This window comes from Variovorax sp. YR216 (assembly GCF_900107745.1).
Classification (GTDB): Bacteria; Pseudomonadota; Gammaproteobacteria; order Burkholderiales; family Burkholderiaceae_C; genus Variovorax.
This window is the reverse complement of record NZ_FNRO01000001.1, coordinates 437541-454629: the sequence shown is the minus strand read 5'-3', so window position 1 is coordinate 454629 and position 17089 is coordinate 437541. Positions and strand designations below refer to the sequence as shown.

General features: G+C 68.0%; 15 protein-coding genes. 3 read left to right on the top strand and 12 right to left on the bottom strand.

The features are described 5' to 3' along the window. Window positions 1–2 precede the first annotated feature (2 nt). Entirely contained in the window at window positions 3–1451 is a 1449-nt protein-coding gene (gene sbcB, locus BLW05_RS02160; RefSeq protein WP_093159103.1) for an exodeoxyribonuclease I, read from the top strand. 1 nt (window position 1452) lies between these two features. Beyond that, a complete protein-coding gene (locus BLW05_RS02155; RefSeq protein ID WP_093159100.1) occupies window positions 1453–1971 on the top strand; it encodes a GNAT family N-acetyltransferase in 519 nt (172 codons plus the stop codon). A gap of 16 nt (window positions 1972–1987) precedes the next feature. On the opposite strand, the gene BLW05_RS02150 is transcribed toward BLW05_RS02155, so the two are convergent. The 4 genes from BLW05_RS02150 to BLW05_RS02135 form a co-directional block, all read right to left on the bottom strand. Continuing rightward, window positions 1988–2638, bottom strand: coding sequence for a redoxin domain-containing protein (locus BLW05_RS02150; RefSeq protein WP_093159098.1), 651 nt, complete (start codon window positions 2636–2638; stop codon window positions 1988–1990). A 125-nt stretch (window positions 2639–2763) separates the two neighbouring features. After that, a complete protein-coding gene (locus BLW05_RS02145) occupies window positions 2764–3588 on the bottom strand; it encodes an alpha/beta fold hydrolase (RefSeq protein ID WP_256329975.1) in 825 nt (274 codons plus the stop codon). 30 nt (window positions 3589–3618) lie between these two features. After that, on the bottom strand, window positions 3619–4869 hold the full coding sequence (locus tag BLW05_RS02140; protein ID WP_093159095.1) for a tetratricopeptide repeat protein: 1251 nt from the start codon (window positions 4867–4869) through the stop codon (window positions 3619–3621). A gap of 8 nt (window positions 4870–4877) precedes the next feature. Next, on the bottom strand, window positions 4878–6296 hold the full coding sequence (locus BLW05_RS02135; protein ID WP_093159093.1) for an FAD-binding oxidoreductase: 1419 nt from the start codon (window positions 6294–6296) through the stop codon (window positions 4878–4880). 269 nt (window positions 6297–6565) lie between these two features. Between BLW05_RS02135 and BLW05_RS02130 the strand changes: the two genes are divergently transcribed. Continuing rightward, window positions 6566–7591 (top strand): AraC family transcriptional regulator, encoded by a 1026-nt coding sequence (locus BLW05_RS02130; protein ID WP_093159091.1) that lies wholly within the window; start codon window positions 6566–6568, stop codon window positions 7589–7591. 13 nt (window positions 7592–7604) lie between these two features. On the opposite strand, the gene BLW05_RS02125 is transcribed toward BLW05_RS02130, so the two are convergent. The 8 genes from BLW05_RS02125 to BLW05_RS02090 all read right to left on the bottom strand — a co-directional run bounded on the left by BLW05_RS02125 (window position 7605) and on the right by BLW05_RS02090 (window position 16987). Continuing rightward, window positions 7605–8885 (bottom strand): amidohydrolase family protein, encoded by a 1281-nt coding sequence (locus tag BLW05_RS02125; RefSeq protein ID WP_093159088.1) that lies wholly within the window; start codon window positions 8883–8885, stop codon window positions 7605–7607. Further along, window positions 8885–9808, bottom strand: coding sequence for an ABC transporter permease (locus tag BLW05_RS02120; RefSeq protein ID WP_093159086.1), 924 nt, complete (start codon window positions 9806–9808; stop codon window positions 8885–8887). The genes BLW05_RS02125 and BLW05_RS02120 overlap by 1 nt, the downstream gene beginning before the upstream one ends. Before the next feature lie 4 nt (window positions 9809–9812). Further along, window positions 9813–10874: an ABC transporter permease gene (locus tag BLW05_RS02115; protein WP_093159083.1), complete on the bottom strand. Its 1062-nt coding sequence runs from the start codon at window positions 10872–10874 to the stop codon at window positions 9813–9815. Next, window positions 10871–12400, bottom strand: a complete 1530-nt coding sequence (locus BLW05_RS02110) for an ABC transporter ATP-binding protein (protein ID WP_093159081.1) — start codon at window positions 12398–12400, stop codon at window positions 10871–10873. The genes BLW05_RS02115 and BLW05_RS02110 overlap by 4 nt, the downstream gene beginning before the upstream one ends. Before the next feature lie 19 nt (window positions 12401–12419). After that, window positions 12420–13403 (bottom strand): BMP family protein, encoded by a 984-nt coding sequence (locus BLW05_RS02105; RefSeq protein ID WP_177142561.1) that lies wholly within the window; start codon window positions 13401–13403, stop codon window positions 12420–12422. A 162-nt stretch (window positions 13404–13565) separates the two neighbouring features. Continuing rightward, window positions 13566–14195 carry a uracil phosphoribosyltransferase gene (upp, locus tag BLW05_RS02100; RefSeq protein ID WP_093159076.1) on the bottom strand — a complete coding sequence of 210 codons (630 nt, stop codon included), beginning with the start codon at window positions 14193–14195 and terminating at the stop codon, window positions 13566–13568. A 54-nt stretch (window positions 14196–14249) separates the two neighbouring features. Then, entirely contained in the window at window positions 14250–15650 is a 1401-nt protein-coding gene (locus BLW05_RS02095) for a URC4/urg3 family protein (protein ID WP_093159073.1), read from the bottom strand. Next, the gene (locus BLW05_RS02090) at window positions 15647–16987 is read right to left on the bottom strand and encodes a GTP cyclohydrolase II (protein ID WP_256329974.1); all 1341 of its coding nucleotides are present in this window, start codon (window positions 16985–16987) and stop codon (window positions 15647–15649) included. The genes BLW05_RS02095 and BLW05_RS02090 overlap by 4 nt, the downstream gene beginning before the upstream one ends. Window positions 16988–17089 lie beyond the last annotated feature (102 nt).

The window sequence follows — 17089 nt, the reverse complement described above, 5'->3', positions numbered from 1 at the left end:
CGATGGCTCCTCACACCTTTCTCTGGCACGACTACGAAACCTTCGGGGCAGTGCCGCGCCGCGATCGCCCGGCGCAGTTCGCCGCGATCCGAACCGATGCCGAGCTCAATGAGATCGGCGAGCCGTTGATGATCTACTGCAAGCCTGCGCCGGACTATCTGCCGAGCCCGGAGGCCTGCCTGATCACCGGCATCACGCCGCAGCAATGCCTGGAGCGCGGCCTGCCCGAGCACGAATTCGCCGCGCAGGTCGAAAGTGCCTTTTCGCAGCCCGGCACCATCGGCGTGGGCTACAACACGATCCGCTTCGACGACGAAGTCACGCGCTTCCTCTTCTGGCGCAACCTTATCGACCCCTATGCGCGCGAGTGGCAGAACGACTGCGGCCGGTGGGACCTGCTCGACGTGGTGCGGCTGACCTATGCGCTGCGTCCGGACGGCATCGAATGGCCGAAGAAGGCGGATGGCAGCCAGAGCTTCAAGCTCGAGGACCTCGCCCGCGCCAACGGGCTGGTGCATGAGGCGGCGCACGATGCCTTGTCGGACGTGCGCGCGACCATCGCGCTTGCGCGCCTGATTCGCGACCAGCAGCCGCGCCTGTTCGACTTCGCTTTCTCACTGCACCGCAAGGATCGCGTGGCGAGCGAGCTGGGCCTTCCGGCGACGAAGGAAGGCATGCGCCCCTTCCTGCATGTCTCGGGCATGTTCCCCGCCGAGCGCGGGTGCCTCGCGGTGATGTGGCCGCTGGCAAGCCATCCGACCAATCGCAACGAGCTGCTCGCCTGGGACCTTGCGCACGACCCGAGCGAACTGGGCGGCCTCGACGTCGAGACGATGCGGCTTCGCCTTTTCACGCGAACCGCCGATCTGCCCGAAGGGGTGACGCGGCTGCCGATCAAGAGCGTGCACCTGAACAAGTCGCCGATGGTCGTCGGCAACCTGCGCACGCTCGCACCGGCGATGGCCAAGCGCTGGGGCATCGACATGGACGCCGCCATGCGCAACGCGGCCATCGCGGCCTCGCTGCCCGACATGAGCAGCATCTGGCAGCGCGTCTTCGAGCGCCCGAAGGAAGGCACGCCCGATGTCGACGAAGACCTCTACGGCGGGTTCGTCGGCAACGGCGATCGCCGGCGGCTCACGCAGTTGCGCAGCCTTTCGCCGGCGCAGCTCGTGCAGGCCCAGGAACGCACCGCGTTCGACGACCCGAGGCTCGAAGAGCTGCTCTTCCGCTACCGCGCGCGCAATTTCGTCGAGACGCTGACGGAGGAAGAAACGGAACGCTGGGAGGCCCATCGCGTCGCGCGATTGCTCGAGGGCGAGGGCGGTGCGCGCAATGTCGATGAACTGTTCGCGGAGATCGACACGCTCGCCGAGAAGGCCGACGAGCGCGGCGAAGAAATCCTTGGCGCACTGTACGAATACGCCGAGGCCATCGCACCGGCGGTCTGACATGACGATACGTCGCCTGCTTCCCGCCGACGCCGAAGCCTATCGCGCACTGATGCTCGAGGGCTATGCACGCCATCCTGACGCGTTCACCTCGACGGTCGCGGAGCGCGAGGCACTGCCGCTTTCGTGGTGGGAGAAGCGCCTCGATGCTTCCGCGGCGGCCGACCAGGTGGTGTTCGGCGCCTTCGATGGCGACGTGCTCGTGGGCGCCGCCGGATTGCAGTTCCAGGGACGCGAAAAGGCGAGGCACAAGGCCGACCTGTTCGGGATGTACGTCGCGTCGGCCGTGCGAGGCGCCGGGCTGGGACGGAAACTGGTAGCGGCCCTGCTGGACGAGGCCGCGGCACGGGAGGGTGTGCGGGTCGTGCAACTCACCGTGACCGAAGGCAATGCCGCCGCGCAGACGCTCTACGAACGCTGCGGCTTCAGGCCGTTCGGCGTCGAACCCTACGCAGTCGCGCTCGACGGCGCGTACCTCTCGAAGGTGCACATGTGGTGCGCGGTGGCGGCGCTGCCCTGAAAGCGCCGGCGCCGCGTCAATGCAGCGCGCGGGCGGCGCCGAGGATCACGTCTTCCGACGCCAGCTTGCCGATGCCCCCCAGGCCTTCGCTGCTGCACTCAATGTCTGCCCAGCGCACGATGCCTTCGCGGTCGATCATGAAGTAGGCCTTGAGCTGCGGCCATTGCCTTTCCACCTCGGCGTTGTCGGTCGGCGTGTTGACGTAGCCGTCGCGATCCTGGAACACCTTGGCGGCTTCGGCGACCGGCAGCGGCTCGGGCAGATCGCCGAAGGGGTTCACGCGGATCTGTTCCAGCGCCCGGATGAGGTCCGGCGTGGCCTCGGGCTTGGGCACCCCGTAGGCGCGGTGTATCGACAGCTCGGGGTCGGAGGCCAGCCGCAGCCGCGTCGGCCTGAACTTGAAGTAGCGCCGCGCGTTCTCCGGCGCGGTGGCCACTACTGCGAGACTTTCGACGCTCAGCGCTTTCAGCTTGTCGTCGAGGGTGCCGAGCTGGACGAGCTGCCGGCGGCAGAAGGGGCACCACAGGCCTACCAGCAGCGCCAGGAACAAGGGGCTTCGACCGCGATAGTCCGCCAGGGAGATGGTGTCGGCATCGGCGACCGCCGGCAGCGCAAAGTCGGGGGCCGGTTCGCCCGGTGCAACGGGCGGATTCATGGCGGTTGTCATAGCGGACTCCTTCGCGTCTCTGACGCTGAAGCAGAGCTACGCAAGTTACCACGCGGCGGGCGGCGTCGCCAGAGGGCCGCCCGCGGCCCTTCGAGGGCCGTAGCGCTTTGTGACGATCGGCACGTTCAGTTGCGCAGCAGAAAGGCTTGCACCGCCTCGTTCACGACGTCCGGGTGGGTCACCGGCCCCATGTGGCCGAGATCGGTGAATTCCATGACCGTGACCGAAGGCAGGACGCCGGTCAGCAGGCGCGCAACGCCATGCGTCGAAGCCGGCGACCGGGCGCCCAGCATGTAGAGGACCGGAATGTCGAGCGCCGCGAAATCGCGCAGTGGTGTCGGCTCGGTGAACAGGGCGCGCGCCCAGCCCGCGACGTTGTGCATGCTGCCGGCGATCTGCGCCCGTCGCGCTTCGGGCGTCGTCTGCCAGGCGCCATCGCCCATCCAGTAGTCGATGAAACGCTCGCCGGCCGCCATCGGATCGTTCGCGCGGATCGATTTCGCCGCATCGTCGGCGGCTGAGCGGATTCCGTTCGCTGCAGGCTGCGCCGGGGATTCCTGCTCGAGCACCGCGAAAAGGGTCGGCTCGTAGAGGACCATCGCGCGAATCCGATCCGGAAACGACAGCGCCGCGATCAACGCCACTGCTGCTCCGTAGGAGTGGCCGACCAGAAAGAACGGATGCCCTGCAGCAGCAAAGACCGGCTCCAGCAGCGCGACTTCATCGCGCAGCGTGACCGTGTGATTCACGGGCCAGGCGGGGCTCTTCCCGGCGCCGATCGAATCTGCCGCGAGTATCCGAAAGGACGGGCTCAGGCGGTCGGCCAATGCGCGCCATTGCGACGACGTGCTGGCATTCGAGTGAATGCAGACCACACCGGGCCCGTTGCCGGATTCGCGGAAGAAGGGGACGTCCTGGAGCATCTCGACCTGCTGGGAAGCGAACTGCATGGAATGACCTCTCTCTCTGTTCTTGATGGATCAGGCGCTTTGCAGCGACCGGCGGGCCACCGCGCAGAGGCGCTCGACCGCTTCTCGCAGCGTGAGATGCAGCACGTCGCGCTGGGCATGACTGCCTCCGAGCCGGTGGGCCAGCGCCGGCAGGCTGGCCAGCAGGGTGACCGCAAGCGTCTCATCGCCGCGGCCGAAGGCCATCATCGCGCGGCACGAGGCCAGGCCGAGCTCCCGCGTGGCGTTCCCGTGGCGGGTGGGCTTCGACTGCGCATCGACGAGCGAGGTCTCCAACTGACGGGCGAGGCCCCACTGGCGTGCACCGACAAAGGCAAGCGCAGCATGCAGGTCGTTGAAGCTGCAGAAACCGTCGTCGACGTGTGAGGCCCAGGCGGCGGCGAGTTCCGCCCAGCGCGCACCCAGGTCGGTGCGGTGGAAGTCGAGCCGCCACAGGAGCGCCGCGGCGTCGATCAGGTCCGCGATCTCCAGCGAATGGCGGGCGCGTACGCGCTCGTCGTACAGCGCCAGCGCATGCCCCCACTCGGCACGCGCCAGATGGAAAAGCGCGAGGTGCCACCAGCAATGCGTCGCGACGACGGTGCCCTCGCTCCACGCGGCCACGTGCCGGCGCATCCAGCGGACGCCGGCATCGGCTTGCCCGGTCATTTCGAAGATATGCGCCATCGCGTGGTGCGCGCGGGCGTCGTGGGGGTCGAGTTCGAGGGCGGCCAGCGCCACATCCTGCGCGCGCGCGTATTCGCCGCTTTCCTCCAGGCTGAAGGCGTGCATCGACAGGATCGTGTGATAGCCCGGCAGGTCGGGCGACCACGCCGGCAGCACCGACGCGACACGGCGGCGCATCTGGGCCTCGTCGCCGGTGACGTGGTCGAACGCATGCGCCACCTGCAGCGCGAGCGCATCCCTCGGATGCTCGTCGAGAAGCTCGCCGAGCCGCGACTTCGCGCCTTCGTAGTCGTCGGCCAACGCGGCAGCGATAGCGGCCAGGTGCATCCGTTCGCGCCGGTTGGCCGTCATGGCTGCGGCACGCGCCAGCACCTCATGCCCGCGCCGCACCTGCCGGGGATCGCGGCTGCAGATCCACTGGTAGCCGCGCAGCACGTGCGCCATGACGAAGTCGGGGGCTTCTCTCAGCGCAATCGCCAGTTCGCCATCGACACCGGTGCGCCAGCCCTGGAATGCAGTGAGCGCCCGTTCGTACGCGGCGAGCGCCTCGAGCGTGGCGCCGGTGATGCGGCTCCCGCGATGATCGACCAGGCTCACTGCGGCTCCTACGGTGCGATGTTGAGGTTCATGCGGAAGAGGTTGTCCGGGTCGTACTTCCGCTTGGCTGTCTGAAGCCGCGCGTAGTTCGCGCCATAGCTTCCCTCGACCCGCGCCGCTTCGTCTTCCGTCAGGAAGTTGACGTAGCCGCTGGCGGTCGCGTGCGGCGCGGCCTCCTGGAACACGCGGCGCGCCCAATCGCGCACCTTGTCGTCGTCGCCCGGGTCGTCCCAGCGGCCGTGCACGTTCATGATGTAGTTCGCATCGCGGCCGGGGAAGGCGGTTTCCGACTGCTTCACGCGCGCCATCGCGCCGCCGAGCTGCGCCATGAAGATCTCGCATGCCGGCCCGGGCAGGCGGCCGATGTTTGCGATCAGCATGTCGAGCGCTGCGTCGCTGAGGTCACTGAAGTTGTTGGATTTCCAGTAGTTGCGGCTGCCCGGCGTCAGCAGCGGGTCGAACGCGGTCTGGAATCCGGCGTAGGGGTTCGCCCCCAGCGCGACCGCGATCGGATCGCCGAACTTCGTCACCGGCGCGGCGGCGCCTGCGCCGTCCTTCATCTCGCCGCAGTACACCAGCGGGAAGATCACGACTTCGGTCCCGTGCGCCGATTCGGGCAGGAAGGGCAGTGGCGGCGCCTTGCGCATCACGGTCCAGACGCTGAGCTCGTCGGGCGACGTCTTGTTGAAGTCGCGCCACGCGCGCAGCACCTTTTGCGCCTGCGCAAAGGGGTAGACCACCAGCCCCGAGTACACCTCCGGCCCGACGGGGTGGAGCTTGAACTCGAAGGAGGTCGCCACGCCGAAGTTGCCGCCGCCGCCGCGCATCGCCCAGAAGAGGTCCGGCTCGGAGGTCGCCGAGGCGGTGCGCCTGGCGCCGTCCGCGGTGACCACGTCGATGCTCATGAGGTTGTCCACGGTCAGCCCGTAGCGCCGCGTGAGCCAGCCGAAGCCGCCGCCCAGCGTGAGGCCAGCGACCCCGGTCGTGGAGTTGATGCCCAGCGGCGTCGCGAGGCCGTGCGCCTGCGCTGCCTTGTCGAAGTCGCTGAGGAGCGCGCCGGCGCCGACGCGCGCGGTGCGCTTCGCGGCATCGACGTCGACGGTCTTCATGCCCGACATGTCGAGCATCAGCCCGCCTTCGGCGACCGCATTGCCTGCGATGTGGTGCCCGCCGCCGCGCACGCTCAGAAGCATCCGGTGCTTCGCGGCGAACTGCACGCCGGCCTGCACGTCGGCAGCGCTGGTGCACTTGGCGATCAGCGCCGGCCGGCGGTCGACGGTCGCGTTCCAGATCTTGCGGGCCTCGTCGTACGCCGCATCGCCCATGCGCAGGACGCCGCCTTTGATCTGCGCGGCGAAGGCATCGACGTCGGACTGCTGGGCTTGCCGGACGTCCTTGTCCAGCGTAAGGTAGGTCAACGATGGCATGAGCTGCTCCTCGGGTGAAAACGATGAAGACTTCGTCGCCGTGCTCGCATTGCGGCGAGTGGGAGCATTTTTTTCCTTCGCGCGTCGCCGCGCCGTACCCGAAGTCCGCGCGTCTTGTCCGATCGTCCTGTGTTGCGCGGCGGCTGGTTCGCGGGTTGCCCGATCGTCCGGTCCCCTTGTCCGATCCTCCGCGGTGACACGGCCATGAGCCCCCGCCCGGCCGTTCCGAAGGGGGCTCGCACCGCAGTGCGAAGCACGGAGGTTTCCCAATGAGCCAGGACACGCTGTCGGACGTGCTGCGCGGCGTGCGCCTTCGCGGAGCGGTGTTCTTCAGCATCAGCGGCAGCAGCGACTGGGCCGCCGAGGCGCCGCCTGCCCGCGAACTCGCGCCGATGCTGATGCGCGGCGTGGATCATGTGATCGAGTACCACGCGGTCGCCAGGGGCAGTTGCTGGGCCGGCATCCCCGGCGGCCCGTCGGCCCATCTGCTGGCCGGCGACGTCGTCATGTTCCCGCACGGCGATGCCCATGTGGTGTCGAGCGCGCCGGGCATGCGCGGCGATGCGGGCCTGGGCTGGTTCCCGGGCATGGACGGCATCGGCCAGCTTCCGCTGGGCGTGGCCTACAACGGTACCAGCGTCACGCATTCGGCATCGCCGGAATGGGTTCCGCATGTCGAGGCCGATGCGGACGTCACCATCGTCTGCGGCTTCCTGGGATGCGACCTGCAGCCCTTCAACCCGCTGATCGATGCGCTGCCGCGCCTCCTGCATCTGCGTGCGAACGGCGAGGGCGCATGGATCGCGCAGTTCACGCAGCAGGCGGTGGCCGAATCGCACGCCCGGCGTCCTGGCGGCGAGGCGATGCTGGCGCGCATGAGCGAGATGATGTTCGTCGATGCGGTGCGCCGCTATGCCGACAGCCTGCCCGCGCAGAGCGCCGGCTGGCTCGCCGGCCTGCGCGACCGTTTCGTCGGGCGCGCGCTGGCGCTGATGCACGAGCAGCCTGCGCAGGACTGGACGATCGACGAACTCGGGCGGCAGGTGGGCCTGTCGCGCTCGGCGCTTCACGACCGCTTCGCGCACCTGGTGGGCATTCCGCCGATCCAGTACCTCGCGCAGTGGCGGATGCAGGCGGCGGCGCGGCTGCTGCTCGAAACGCGGGCGACGGTGGCAGCGATCGCGCTCGACGTTGGCTACGAATCCGAGGCGGCCTTCGCGCGCGCGTTCAAGCGGTTGGTCGGAAAGCCGCCGGGGGAGTGGCGCCGCGACCATGACGCGGCGGATGCGGCCTGATGGCCTGGCCGGATCAGGCGCGCGGAATCATCCAGGCCGTCGAAGCCCCGCGGCCCGGCACATGCAGCGCCGCGGTGGCCGCCGGTGTCTCGGCCAGCAGCCTGCCCTTGCGATACACCTTGAGCCGCGTCGCGCGCAGCCGGATCGCCTCCACCGGATCGCGCGCCTGCAGCAGCACGAAGCTCGCATCGCAGCCTGCCTCGAGGCCGTAGGCGTCCAGATGGAACACCTTCGCCGCGTTGGTCGTGACCGCGTCGAAGCACTGCCGGATGCCGCGCTGGCTGGTCATCTGCGCCACGTGCAGGCCCATGTGGGCCACTTCGAGCATGTCGCCCGAGCCCATGCCGTACCACGGGTCCATCACGCAGTCGTGGCCGAAGGCGACGTTGACGCCGGCGGCCATCAGTTCCGGCACGCGCGTCATGCCGCGGCGCTTGGGATAGGTGTCGTGCCGGCCCTGCAGCGTGATGTTGATCAGCGGATTCGCGATCACGCTGACGCCGCCTTCCGCGATGAGCGGCAGCAGCTTGCTCACGTAGTAGTTGTCCATCGAGTGCATCGAGGTGCAATGCGAGCCGGTCACGCGGCCCTGCAGCCCGAGGCGCTGCGCCTCGAAGGCCAGCGTTTCGATATGGCGTGAGTGCGGGTCGTCCGATTCGTCGCAATGCATGTCCACGAGCTTGCCGCGCTCGGCGGCGATCTCGCACAGCAACTTCACGCTTGCGGCGCCGTCGGCCATGGTGCGCTCGAAGTGGGGGATGCCGCCGACCACGTCCACGCCCTTGTCGAGCGCGCGCTTCAGGCTGTCGACGCCGCCCTTGGTGCGAAGCACGCCATCCTGCGGAAATGCGACGAGTTGCAGGTCCAGATAGGGCGCCACGCGGCGCTTGACTTCGAGCAGTGCATCCACCGCGAGCAGGCTCGGGTCGCTGGTGTCCACGTGGCTGCGGATGGCGAGCAGGCCCTTGGCCACCGCCCAGTCACAGTAGGCCAGCGCGCGTTCGATCAAGGCATCGGCCGTCAGCAGCGGCTTGAGCTCGCCCCACAGCGCGATGCCTTCGAGCAACGTGCCGCTTTCGTTGACGCGAGGCAGGCCGTAGCTGAGTGTGGCGTCCATGTGGAAGTGCGGGTCGATGAAATGAGGCGTGACTAGCAGGCCACCGGCGTCGAGCTTCTCTGCGGCCGGTGCGTCGAGGCCGGGTGTCACTTCGGCGATACGGCCATCCTTCACCGCGATCGACATGCCGGTGCGGCCGTCGGGCAGGGTGGCGTTCTGGACGAGCAGATCGAGCATCAGCGTTCTCCCTTGCGGTACGGTTTCATGAGTGCCTGCGGATAGCTCGCCTTTCGCGCCACGAGCACCAGCGCAAGGATCGACAGCAGGTAGGGAAGCATCAGATAGAACTGATAGGGCAGCAAGGCATCGCCCGACTGTTGCAGGCGCAGCTGCAGCGCATCGAAGAACGCGAAAAGCAGCGCACCCAGCAACGCCTTGCCCGGCCGCCAGGATGCGAACACCACCAGTGCCACGCAGATCCAGCCTCGGCCGTTGATCATGTTGAAGAAGAAGGCGTTGAACGCCGACAGCGTGAGGAACGAACCGGCGACGCCCATCAGCGCCGATCCCGCCACGATCGCGCCGGTGCGCGTGGCGGCGACCGACACCCCCTGGCCCTCGGCCGCTTGCGGGTTCTCGCCGACCATGCGGACGGCGAGCCCCAATGGCGTGCGATAGAGGACGTACGCCACCACCGGCACCAGCAGCAGCGCGAACAGGGTCAGCGGGGTTTGCGCGTCCAGCACCGGGATGTGCAGCCATTCCATCGGTGCGAAGGGCGTGATGGTCGGGGGCGTGTTGACCTTCGGAAAGCTCACGCGGTAGCCGTAGTAGCTCAACGCAGTGGCGAGCAGCGTGATGCCGAGACCCGACACATGCTGCGACAGCGCGAGCCCCACGGTGAGGAAGGCATGCAGCAGCCCGAACACTGCGCCGGTCAGCGCCGCCACGCCCACGCCCACCCACAGCGGTGCGCCGGCATAGACCGCGAGCCAGCCGGCGAACGCGCCCGCGACCATGATCCCTTCGATCCCGAGGTTCAGCACGCCGGCCCGTTCGCACAGCAGCACGCCCAGGGTGCCGAAGATCAGTGGCGTGGCGATGCGCAGCACCGCCACCCAGAAGGCTGCGTTGGAAAGGATGTCCGCGATCTCGCTCATGGCGCTATTTCCTGCGCACGCGGTATTGGGTGAGCAAGGTCGCGACCAGCACTGCGATCAGCGATGCGGCGACGATCACGTCCGCGATGTACGTCGGCACGCCGATCGCGCGGCTCATGGTGTCCGCGCCGACCAGCACGCCCGCCACGAAGATCGCAGCCGCAAGCACGCCCAGCGGATTCAGCCCTGCGAGCATCGCGATCACGATGCCGCTGTAGCCGTAGCCAGGCGACATGTCGAGAGTCACGTAGCTGGTACGCCCGGCGACTTCGATCGCGCCGGCCAGCCCCGCGAGCGCGCCCGAGATCAGCGCGACGAAGACCACGGTGCGCGTGACCGGCACGCCAGCGAACGCGGCGGCGCGCGCATTTGCACCCACGGCGCGGATGTCAAAGCCGATCACCGTGTACTTGAAGAGTGCCCAGACGACGACCGCCAGCGACGCTGCCCAGAGCAGCCCGGTGTGCACCCGCGTCTGGGCGATGAGCTTGGCCAGTTCGAGGTCCGATTGCAGCGAAACGCTTTGCGGCCAGCCCATCGCGCTCGGGTCCTTCATCGGCCCGTCGAGCATCGCCGAGACGCCGAGCAGCACGATGAAGTTGATCAGCAGCGTGGTCACGACTTCATCCACGCCGAGCTTGTTCTTCATCAGCGCCGGACCGAGCAGCAGCAGCGCTCCGGCGATCGCCGCCGCCAGCATCATCAGCGGAAACAGCAGCCACACAGGCAACTCGAAGCCCGTGCCGCCGTGCATGCCGCCCACCGCGACGGCGGCCAGCGCGCCCGCATAGAGCTGGCCTTCGGCCCCGATGTTGAAAAGGCGTGCCTTGAAAGCCACCGTCGCGGAAAGGCCGGTCAGGATCAGCGGAATCGCGCGGGTGAGCGTCTCGCTCCATGCAAAGACCGAGCCGAAGCCGCCCTTGAGCAGCACCGCGTAGGTTCGGCCCACCGGCGCACCGGCCCAGAGCACGAGCAGGGTGCTCACCAGCAGCGTGAACGCGATCGCGCCGATCGGTGCGACCAGCAGCGCGGTGCGCGAAATCTCGTGGCGGCGTTCGAGCCTCATGCCTTCGACCCCGCCATGGCGAGGCCGATCGCCTCGCGCGTCCAGGCAGAGGCCGCGCGGGGTTCGCCGAGGTGGCCGCCGTGCATCACCGCGACGCGGTCGCCGAGCGTGAGCACCTCGTCCAGATCGTCGGAGATCAGCAGCACCGCCGCACCCGCATCGCGTGCGGCCACCAGTTGCTGCTGCACATAGGCGACCGCGCCGATGTCGAGCCCCCAGGTCGGCTGGTGCGCGACGATCAGCCGCGCGAGCCGGTTTTGCGCCGCGACCGATGCCGGTGCCAGCAGCGCACGCCCGAGGATCAGTTTCTGCATGTTGCCGCCGGAGAGCGAACGCGCCGGCGTGTCGAGCCCGCCGCCGCGCACGTCATAGGCTTTCTCGACTGCGCGTGCGTGCGCCTTCGCGGCGCCGCGCCGCACCCAGAACCGCCAGCGCGAAAAGGCGCGGCTGCGCAGGCGTTCGGACACCGCGTTTTCCCATACCGGCAGATCGCCGATCACGCCGACCGCGTGCCGGTCTTCGGGAATGCGCGCCACGCCGCGCAGCACCAGCCGGGCGGGCGAGGGCGGCAGGTCGCGCCCCATCAGCTTGACCGTGCCTGCCGTCGGGCTGCGCGTGCCGCTGAGCAGTTCCGCCAGCGCCACCTGGCCGTTGCCGGAGACGCCCGCGATCGCGGTGATTTCGCCGGCGCGCAGCGTGAGCGTCACGTCTTGCAGCCGGTCGTGCCCGTCGCCGTCGGTGCGCACATGGTCGAGCACGCACACAGCATCTCCAACACGCCTGGCGGGGCTTCGCGCGGTACCTGCTATCGCATGCCCCACCATCCACAGCGCAAGCTGGGCCTGCGTGGCATCGCGGGTGTTCGCCTCGGCGACCAGCTTGCCGCCGCGCAACACCGCGATGCGGTGCGACACGCGCATCACCTCGGCGAGCTTGTGGCTGATGAAGATGATCGACAGGCCCTGCGCCACCATCTGCGAGAGCGTGGCGAAGAGCGCCTCGCTTTCCTGCGGCGTGAGCACGGCCGTGGGCTCGTCGAGGATCAGGATGCGCGCATCGCGGTACAACGCCTTCAGGATCTCCACGCGCTGCCGTTCGCCGACCGACAGGCTGCCCACCATCGCGTCCGGCTGTACCGGCAGGCCGAAGCGCTGCGCCACGTCCATGAGCTTGGTGCGTGCGCCGGAACGCTGCGAGAACGGCCGCCAGAGCGACTCGGTGCCCATCAGCACGTTGTCGAGCACGCTCAGGTTGTCGGCCAGCGTAAAGTGCTGGTGCACCATGCCGATACCCGCGGCCAGCGCCGCCTTGGGGTTGCCCGGCGCGAGAGGCCGTCCGAAGGCTTCGATGTGGCCGGCATCGGCCACGTAGTGCCCGAACAGGATCGACATCAGCGTGGACTTGCCCGCACCGTTCTCGCCGAGCAGTGCGAGCACCTCGCCGGCCTGCAGGTCGAGCGAGATGTCGTCGTTGGCCACCAGCGCGCCGAAGCGCTTGGTGATGCCGCGCAATGACAGGACCGTCACTGGCGGCTTCCCGTGCCGCTCACTTGGCCGTGGACTTTGGTTGAGTGTCGTCCACCTTCACCGTGAACTTGCCCGAGAGGATGTCGGCCTGCCTGGCCTTGACCTTGGCGACGATGTCCGCCGGCACCTTGGACTCGAAGGTGCCCAGCGGCGCGAGCTCGGAGCCCTTGTGCTTCATGGTCGAGAACTGGCCGTAGTCCTCGGCGGTGAACTTGCCTTCCTTGACCAGCTTGATCGCGCGGTCGGCCGAGGGCTCGAAATTCCACAGGGCCGATGCGACGACGGTGTCGGGGTACTTGTCCTGCGTGTTGATCACGTTGCCGATCGCGAGCTTGCCGCGCTCCTTGGCTGCGTCGCTGACGCCGAAGCGCTCGGCGTACATCACGTCGGCGCCCTTGTCGATCATCGCGAAGGCGGCTTCCTTGGCCTTCGGCGGATCGAACCAGCTGTTGATGAAGCTCACGCTGAATTCGACCTTCGGGTTCACTTCCTTGGCACCGGCCATGAAGGCATTCATGAGCCGGTTGACCTCGGGAATCGGAAAGCCGCCGACCATGCCGATCTTGTTGCTCTTGGTCATGCCGCCCGCGACCATGCCGGACAGATAGGCCGGCTCCTGGATGTAGTTGTCGAACACCGAGAAGTTCGGCGCCTGCGGCTTGAGCGAGGAACCCATCACGAAGGCGGTCTTCGGGAAGTCCTTCGCGACCTTGCGCGCGGCCGCCTCGACGCCGAAGACTTCGCCAAAGATGAGCTGGTTGCCTGCCTGCGCGTATTCGCGCATCACGCGCTCGTAGTCGGCATTGGCGACGTTCTCCGTTGCCGTGTACTCGATCTCGCCCCGCGCCTCGGCCGCCTTCAGCGCCTTGTGGATGCGCCCGACCCATTGCTGCTCGAAGGGCACGGTGTACACCGCCGCCACCTTGAGCTTCTGCTGCGCAAGCGCAAGACCCGGCGCACCGGCCGCGAGCGCGGCGGCAAGGGCGACGGAACGGACGATCATCTGGCGGCGTTGGTTCACAGTGCTTCTCCTCGAGTAAAGAATCTTTGTTGGATCACAGCCCAGCCGTGGGACACCGCGGAACCGGCTTCGCCGGGCCGCCGGTGTCGCCCCCGGTAGGGGGTTGGCGAAGCGACACGAAGTGCGCGCAGCCTGGGGGCGAGCTCATTTGGTGCCGAAGATGCGGTCGCCGGCATCTCCCAGCCCCGGCAGGATGTAGCCGTGGCTGTTGAGCTCGCGATCGATTGCGGCGGTGTAGATCGGCACGTCGGGGTGTGCCTCCTGCATCGTCTTGACGCCCTCCGGGCAGGTCAGCAGGCAGACGAACTTGATCGACTTCGGGTTCAGCTCCTTGAGGCGTTCGACCGCCGCCACGGCCGAATTGCCCGTCGCCAGCATCGGATCGACCACGATCGCATCGCGCTCTTCCATTTCGCTAGGCATCTTGAAGTAGTACTCCACGGCGGTCAGCGTCTTCGGATCGCGGTACAGCCCGATGTGCCCGACGCGCGCGCCGGGGATCACGCTCAGCATCCCGTCGAGGATGCCCGTGCCTGCGCGCAGGATCGACACCAGCACCACTTTCTTGCCATCGATGACCTTGGCGTTCATGGTCTCCAGCGGCGTCTCGATCTCGATGTCCTGCATCGGCATGTCGCGCGTGACCTCGTAGGCCATCAGCATGCTGATTTCATTGAGGAGCCGTCGGAAGCTGTTGGTGCTGGCCTCCTTGCGGCGCATGAGCGTGAGCTTGTGCTGGACGAGGGGATGGTCGAGGAGGTGGACGTTGCTCATGATGATTCGGGGCGCGCCTTGGCGCTCTTGTCGTTGTGAAAAAGGTGTTGAAGTCTAGAAGACGGTGCCGTCGCTCACGATCCGCAATGGTGGTGCACCTTCACGCAAGCGCTGTGCCATCACCCGCCCGGCCGCCCAGGTGCCGCCTTCGAGCATGCGCGCGAGCGGCAGCTCGTCGTCCTTCTTGCCGAGCACCTTGCGCACCACGGGCACCAGTTCGTCGAGCAGGGCGATCGTCAACGCGCGCCACTCGACGATGAATTCGTCGCCCACCTTCCATTCGCGTTCGAGAAAGGCCGGGCTCCTGGGCACGATCAGCCCGCTGTCGATCAGCAGGCCGCCGTTGCGGTATTCGGGCAGCGCCGTCAGTGCATCGACCTGCCGCACCTTCACGCCCGCCCATTCGAAAGGTTCGAGCAGCGAGTAGGTGAGCCACTGGGAGAGCTTGTGGAAGGGCATCCAGCCATGGGTCAATCCCGGCCCCTGCACCGCGCTATGGCGCCAGCAGTCGCCCAGGGCAAAGGCGGGGTCGCCGGTGCCGGCCGAGTCGCTGCCATCCGCCGCGATGCTGTCGACCGCGTTGGAGGCCGGCCAGATCGCGGAGAGCGAATCGAGCAACAGCGAAAGAATGTCGTGCGCCCGGATCTCCGCGGTGGGTGGTGCGGCCGGACCGTGGGGTGCGACCAGTGCATCGAAGATGCCGCCGGGCCGGCCGTCGTCGCCAAAGTATTCCGGCTGCTCGCTCATCGCCTCGCCGAGGCGGCGCAGCAGCATGGCGCGGCCCGCGAGGCCGACCAGTGGATTGAACGTGCTGACCTGAAAGGCATCGCCGAGCCGGTCGGTGACGAGGGCGCGCAATCCGGCGGCGTCGGCCTGGTACGGGTGTTTGGGGTCCGACGAAAACAGACCGCTCGTGAACGCATGGAAGCTCGCGACGCCCAGACCTTCGGAGCGGGTGTAGCGCTGGCCGGTGGCCGGCTCGACGTAGTGCCAGTCGGGGCCGGCGCCGGCATCGAGGAGAACGCTCACCAGCGCCAGGTCGATGTGCGCGCGGGCGCGCTGGGTCGCGTCGATCGGGCCCAGCAGGTCGTCCAGCATCTTCACGCGGTTGACGCCGCCCGCCTCGAAGTGCCGCCAGCGGCTGTGATAGGGGATCGGGTTCCACGGATAGCGGTCGCGCGTGACTTCTCCGATCGTGCGTGCGGTGTCTTCGAGCGCATCGGCGTTGCCGATGGTGAACCACTGCGATTCGCCGGCCCGCGCGCGTGCAAGCAGCATCGCCGCGCGGCTGCGGATCGCGGTGGTGGTGCGCAGGTAGGCGGCCGCGCCGGCAGGCTGGTCGGTGTCCAGATCGAACTCGACAGTGGGATCGACATGACCCTCGGCATCTGCGCTCCGCACGGCTGCGTTGCGCGTCGGCCGGTCGGGATCGACCCCGTAGTTGTCCTTGCTCATTGATCGAGCCCCCGGCCTTTGGCCTTCTTGAGTTCCTCGGCGTCGGGCACCACGCCGGGCGTGAAGTAGCCGGCCGCCATCTTGGCGTCCATCTCCACGCGCGCGTCGGCGGGGATCAGCTCGTCGGGGATGTTGACGCGCTCGCCGATCTCGATGCCCGAGCCGACGATGGCGTCGAACTTCATGTTGCTCATCGAGACCAGCCGATGGATCTTGCGGATGCCCAGCCAGTGGAAGACGTCGGGCATCAGTTCCTGGAAGCGCATGTCCTGCACGCCGGCGACGCATTCGGTGCGGGCGAAATACTGGTCGGCCGTGTCGCCGCCCACCTGGCGCTTTCGGGCGTTGTAGACCAGGAACTTGGTGACTTCGCCGAGCGCGCGGCCTTCCTTTCGCGAGTAGGCGATCAACCCTACGCCGCCGCGTTGCGCGCCGCGGATGCACTCCTCGATGGCGTGCGTGAGATACGGCCGGCAGGTGCAGATGTCGGAGCCGAAGACGTCCGAGCCGTTGCACTCGTCGTGGATGCGCGCGGTGAGTTCGACCTCCGGGTTCGCGAGATCGCGCGGGTTGCCGAAGATGTAGAGCGTCTGCCCGCCGATGGGCGGCAGGAACACCTCCAGGTCGGAGCGGGTCACGAGCTCGGGGTACATGCCGCCGGTTTCCTCGAAGAGCACGCGGCGCAGGTCGGTCTCGGAACAGCCGAAGCGCTTGGCGACACCCGGCAGGTACCACACGGGTTCGACCGCCGCCTTGGTGACCATCGCTGCGCCGCCCGGCGTAAGGAACTTGCCGTCGGCCTGGAGGCGGCCCTTTTGCAGCGCCTCGATGACTTCCGGAAGGATGACGTGCGCCTTGGTGATCGCGATGGTCGGTCGGATGTCGTAGCCGGCGGCAAGCTCGGTCGCGAAGACGTCCGCGACGACAGCGCCCCATGGGTCGAGCGAGACGATGCGGCCCGGTTCGCTCCACTGCGGATAAGGGCCGATCGCATCGGTGGGCGCGGTGTTGGTCAGGTCGGCCTTGTGGCTCGGCGACAGCGCGCCGGCAGCCACGGCCAGCGCGCGATAGACGCTGTAGGAGCCGCTGTGCGTGCCGATCACGTTGCGGTGGGCGCGCTTGGTGGTGGTGCCGACCACGGGTCCGCGCTCGGCAGGTGTTGCCGCGCCCCACTGGATTGGCAGCGCGCCGGTGAGTCCGGCGTGCGACGTCAGTCGGATGTGCTTGCGTGGCGAGGATGGGCCGGCCGCCGGGGCGGCCGCTGCGTCGATGGAGGGCTCGGGAGACGCGGAGGAAACGGAGGAAGAGGATGGAGTCGGAACGGTGTCAACAGACATTGCAGGCCCTCAAAAAACAAAATGTATCGAGGGCTTTCCCAACTGGCAAGCCGGTGCATACGCCATTCGCCGTAGCAGGCGGATGGCGTCGCGATGCGCTCG

What these genes read in the sequence shown, in the direction of transcription:
- BLW05_RS02095 (WP_093159073.1), bottom strand. Translation starts at nt 15,650, where the DNA reads ATGAGCAAGGACAACTACGGGGTCGATCCCGACCGGCCGACGCGCAAC.
- BLW05_RS02155 (WP_093159100.1), top strand. Translation starts at nt 1,453, where the DNA reads ATGACGATACGTCGCCTGCTTCCCGCCGACGCCGAAGCCTATCGCGCA.
- BLW05_RS02125 (WP_093159088.1), bottom strand. Translation starts at nt 8,885, where the DNA reads ATGCTCGATCTGCTCGTCCAGAACGCCACCCTGCCCGACGGCCGCACC.
- BLW05_RS02115 (WP_093159083.1), bottom strand. Translation starts at nt 10,874, where the DNA reads ATGAGGCTCGAACGCCGCCACGAGATTTCGCGCACCGCGCTGCTGGTC.
- upp (WP_093159076.1), bottom strand. Translation starts at nt 14,195, where the DNA reads ATGAGCAACGTCCACCTCCTCGACCATCCCCTCGTCCAGCACAAGCTC.
- BLW05_RS02130 (WP_093159091.1), top strand. Translation starts at nt 6,566, where the DNA reads ATGAGCCAGGACACGCTGTCGGACGTGCTGCGCGGCGTGCGCCTTCGC.
- BLW05_RS02150 (WP_093159098.1), bottom strand. Translation starts at nt 2,638, where the DNA reads ATGACAACCGCCATGAATCCGCCCGTTGCACCGGGCGAACCGGCCCCC.
- sbcB (WP_093159103.1), top strand. Translation starts at nt 3, where the DNA reads ATGGCTCCTCACACCTTTCTCTGGCACGACTACGAAACCTTCGGGGCA.
- BLW05_RS02090 (WP_256329974.1), bottom strand. Translation starts at nt 16,987, where the DNA reads ATGTCTGTTGACACCGTTCCGACTCCATCCTCTTCCTCCGTTTCCTCC.
- BLW05_RS02105 (WP_177142561.1), bottom strand. Translation starts at nt 13,403, where the DNA reads ATGATCGTCCGTTCCGTCGCCCTTGCCGCCGCGCTCGCGGCCGGTGCG.
- BLW05_RS02145 (WP_256329975.1), bottom strand. Translation starts at nt 3,588, where the DNA reads ATGCAGTTCGCTTCCCAGCAGGTCGAGATGCTCCAGGACGTCCCCTTC.
- BLW05_RS02135 (WP_093159093.1), bottom strand. Translation starts at nt 6,296, where the DNA reads ATGCCATCGTTGACCTACCTTACGCTGGACAAGGACGTCCGGCAAGCC.
- BLW05_RS02120 (WP_093159086.1), bottom strand. Translation starts at nt 9,808, where the DNA reads ATGAGCGAGATCGCGGACATCCTTTCCAACGCAGCCTTCTGGGTGGCG.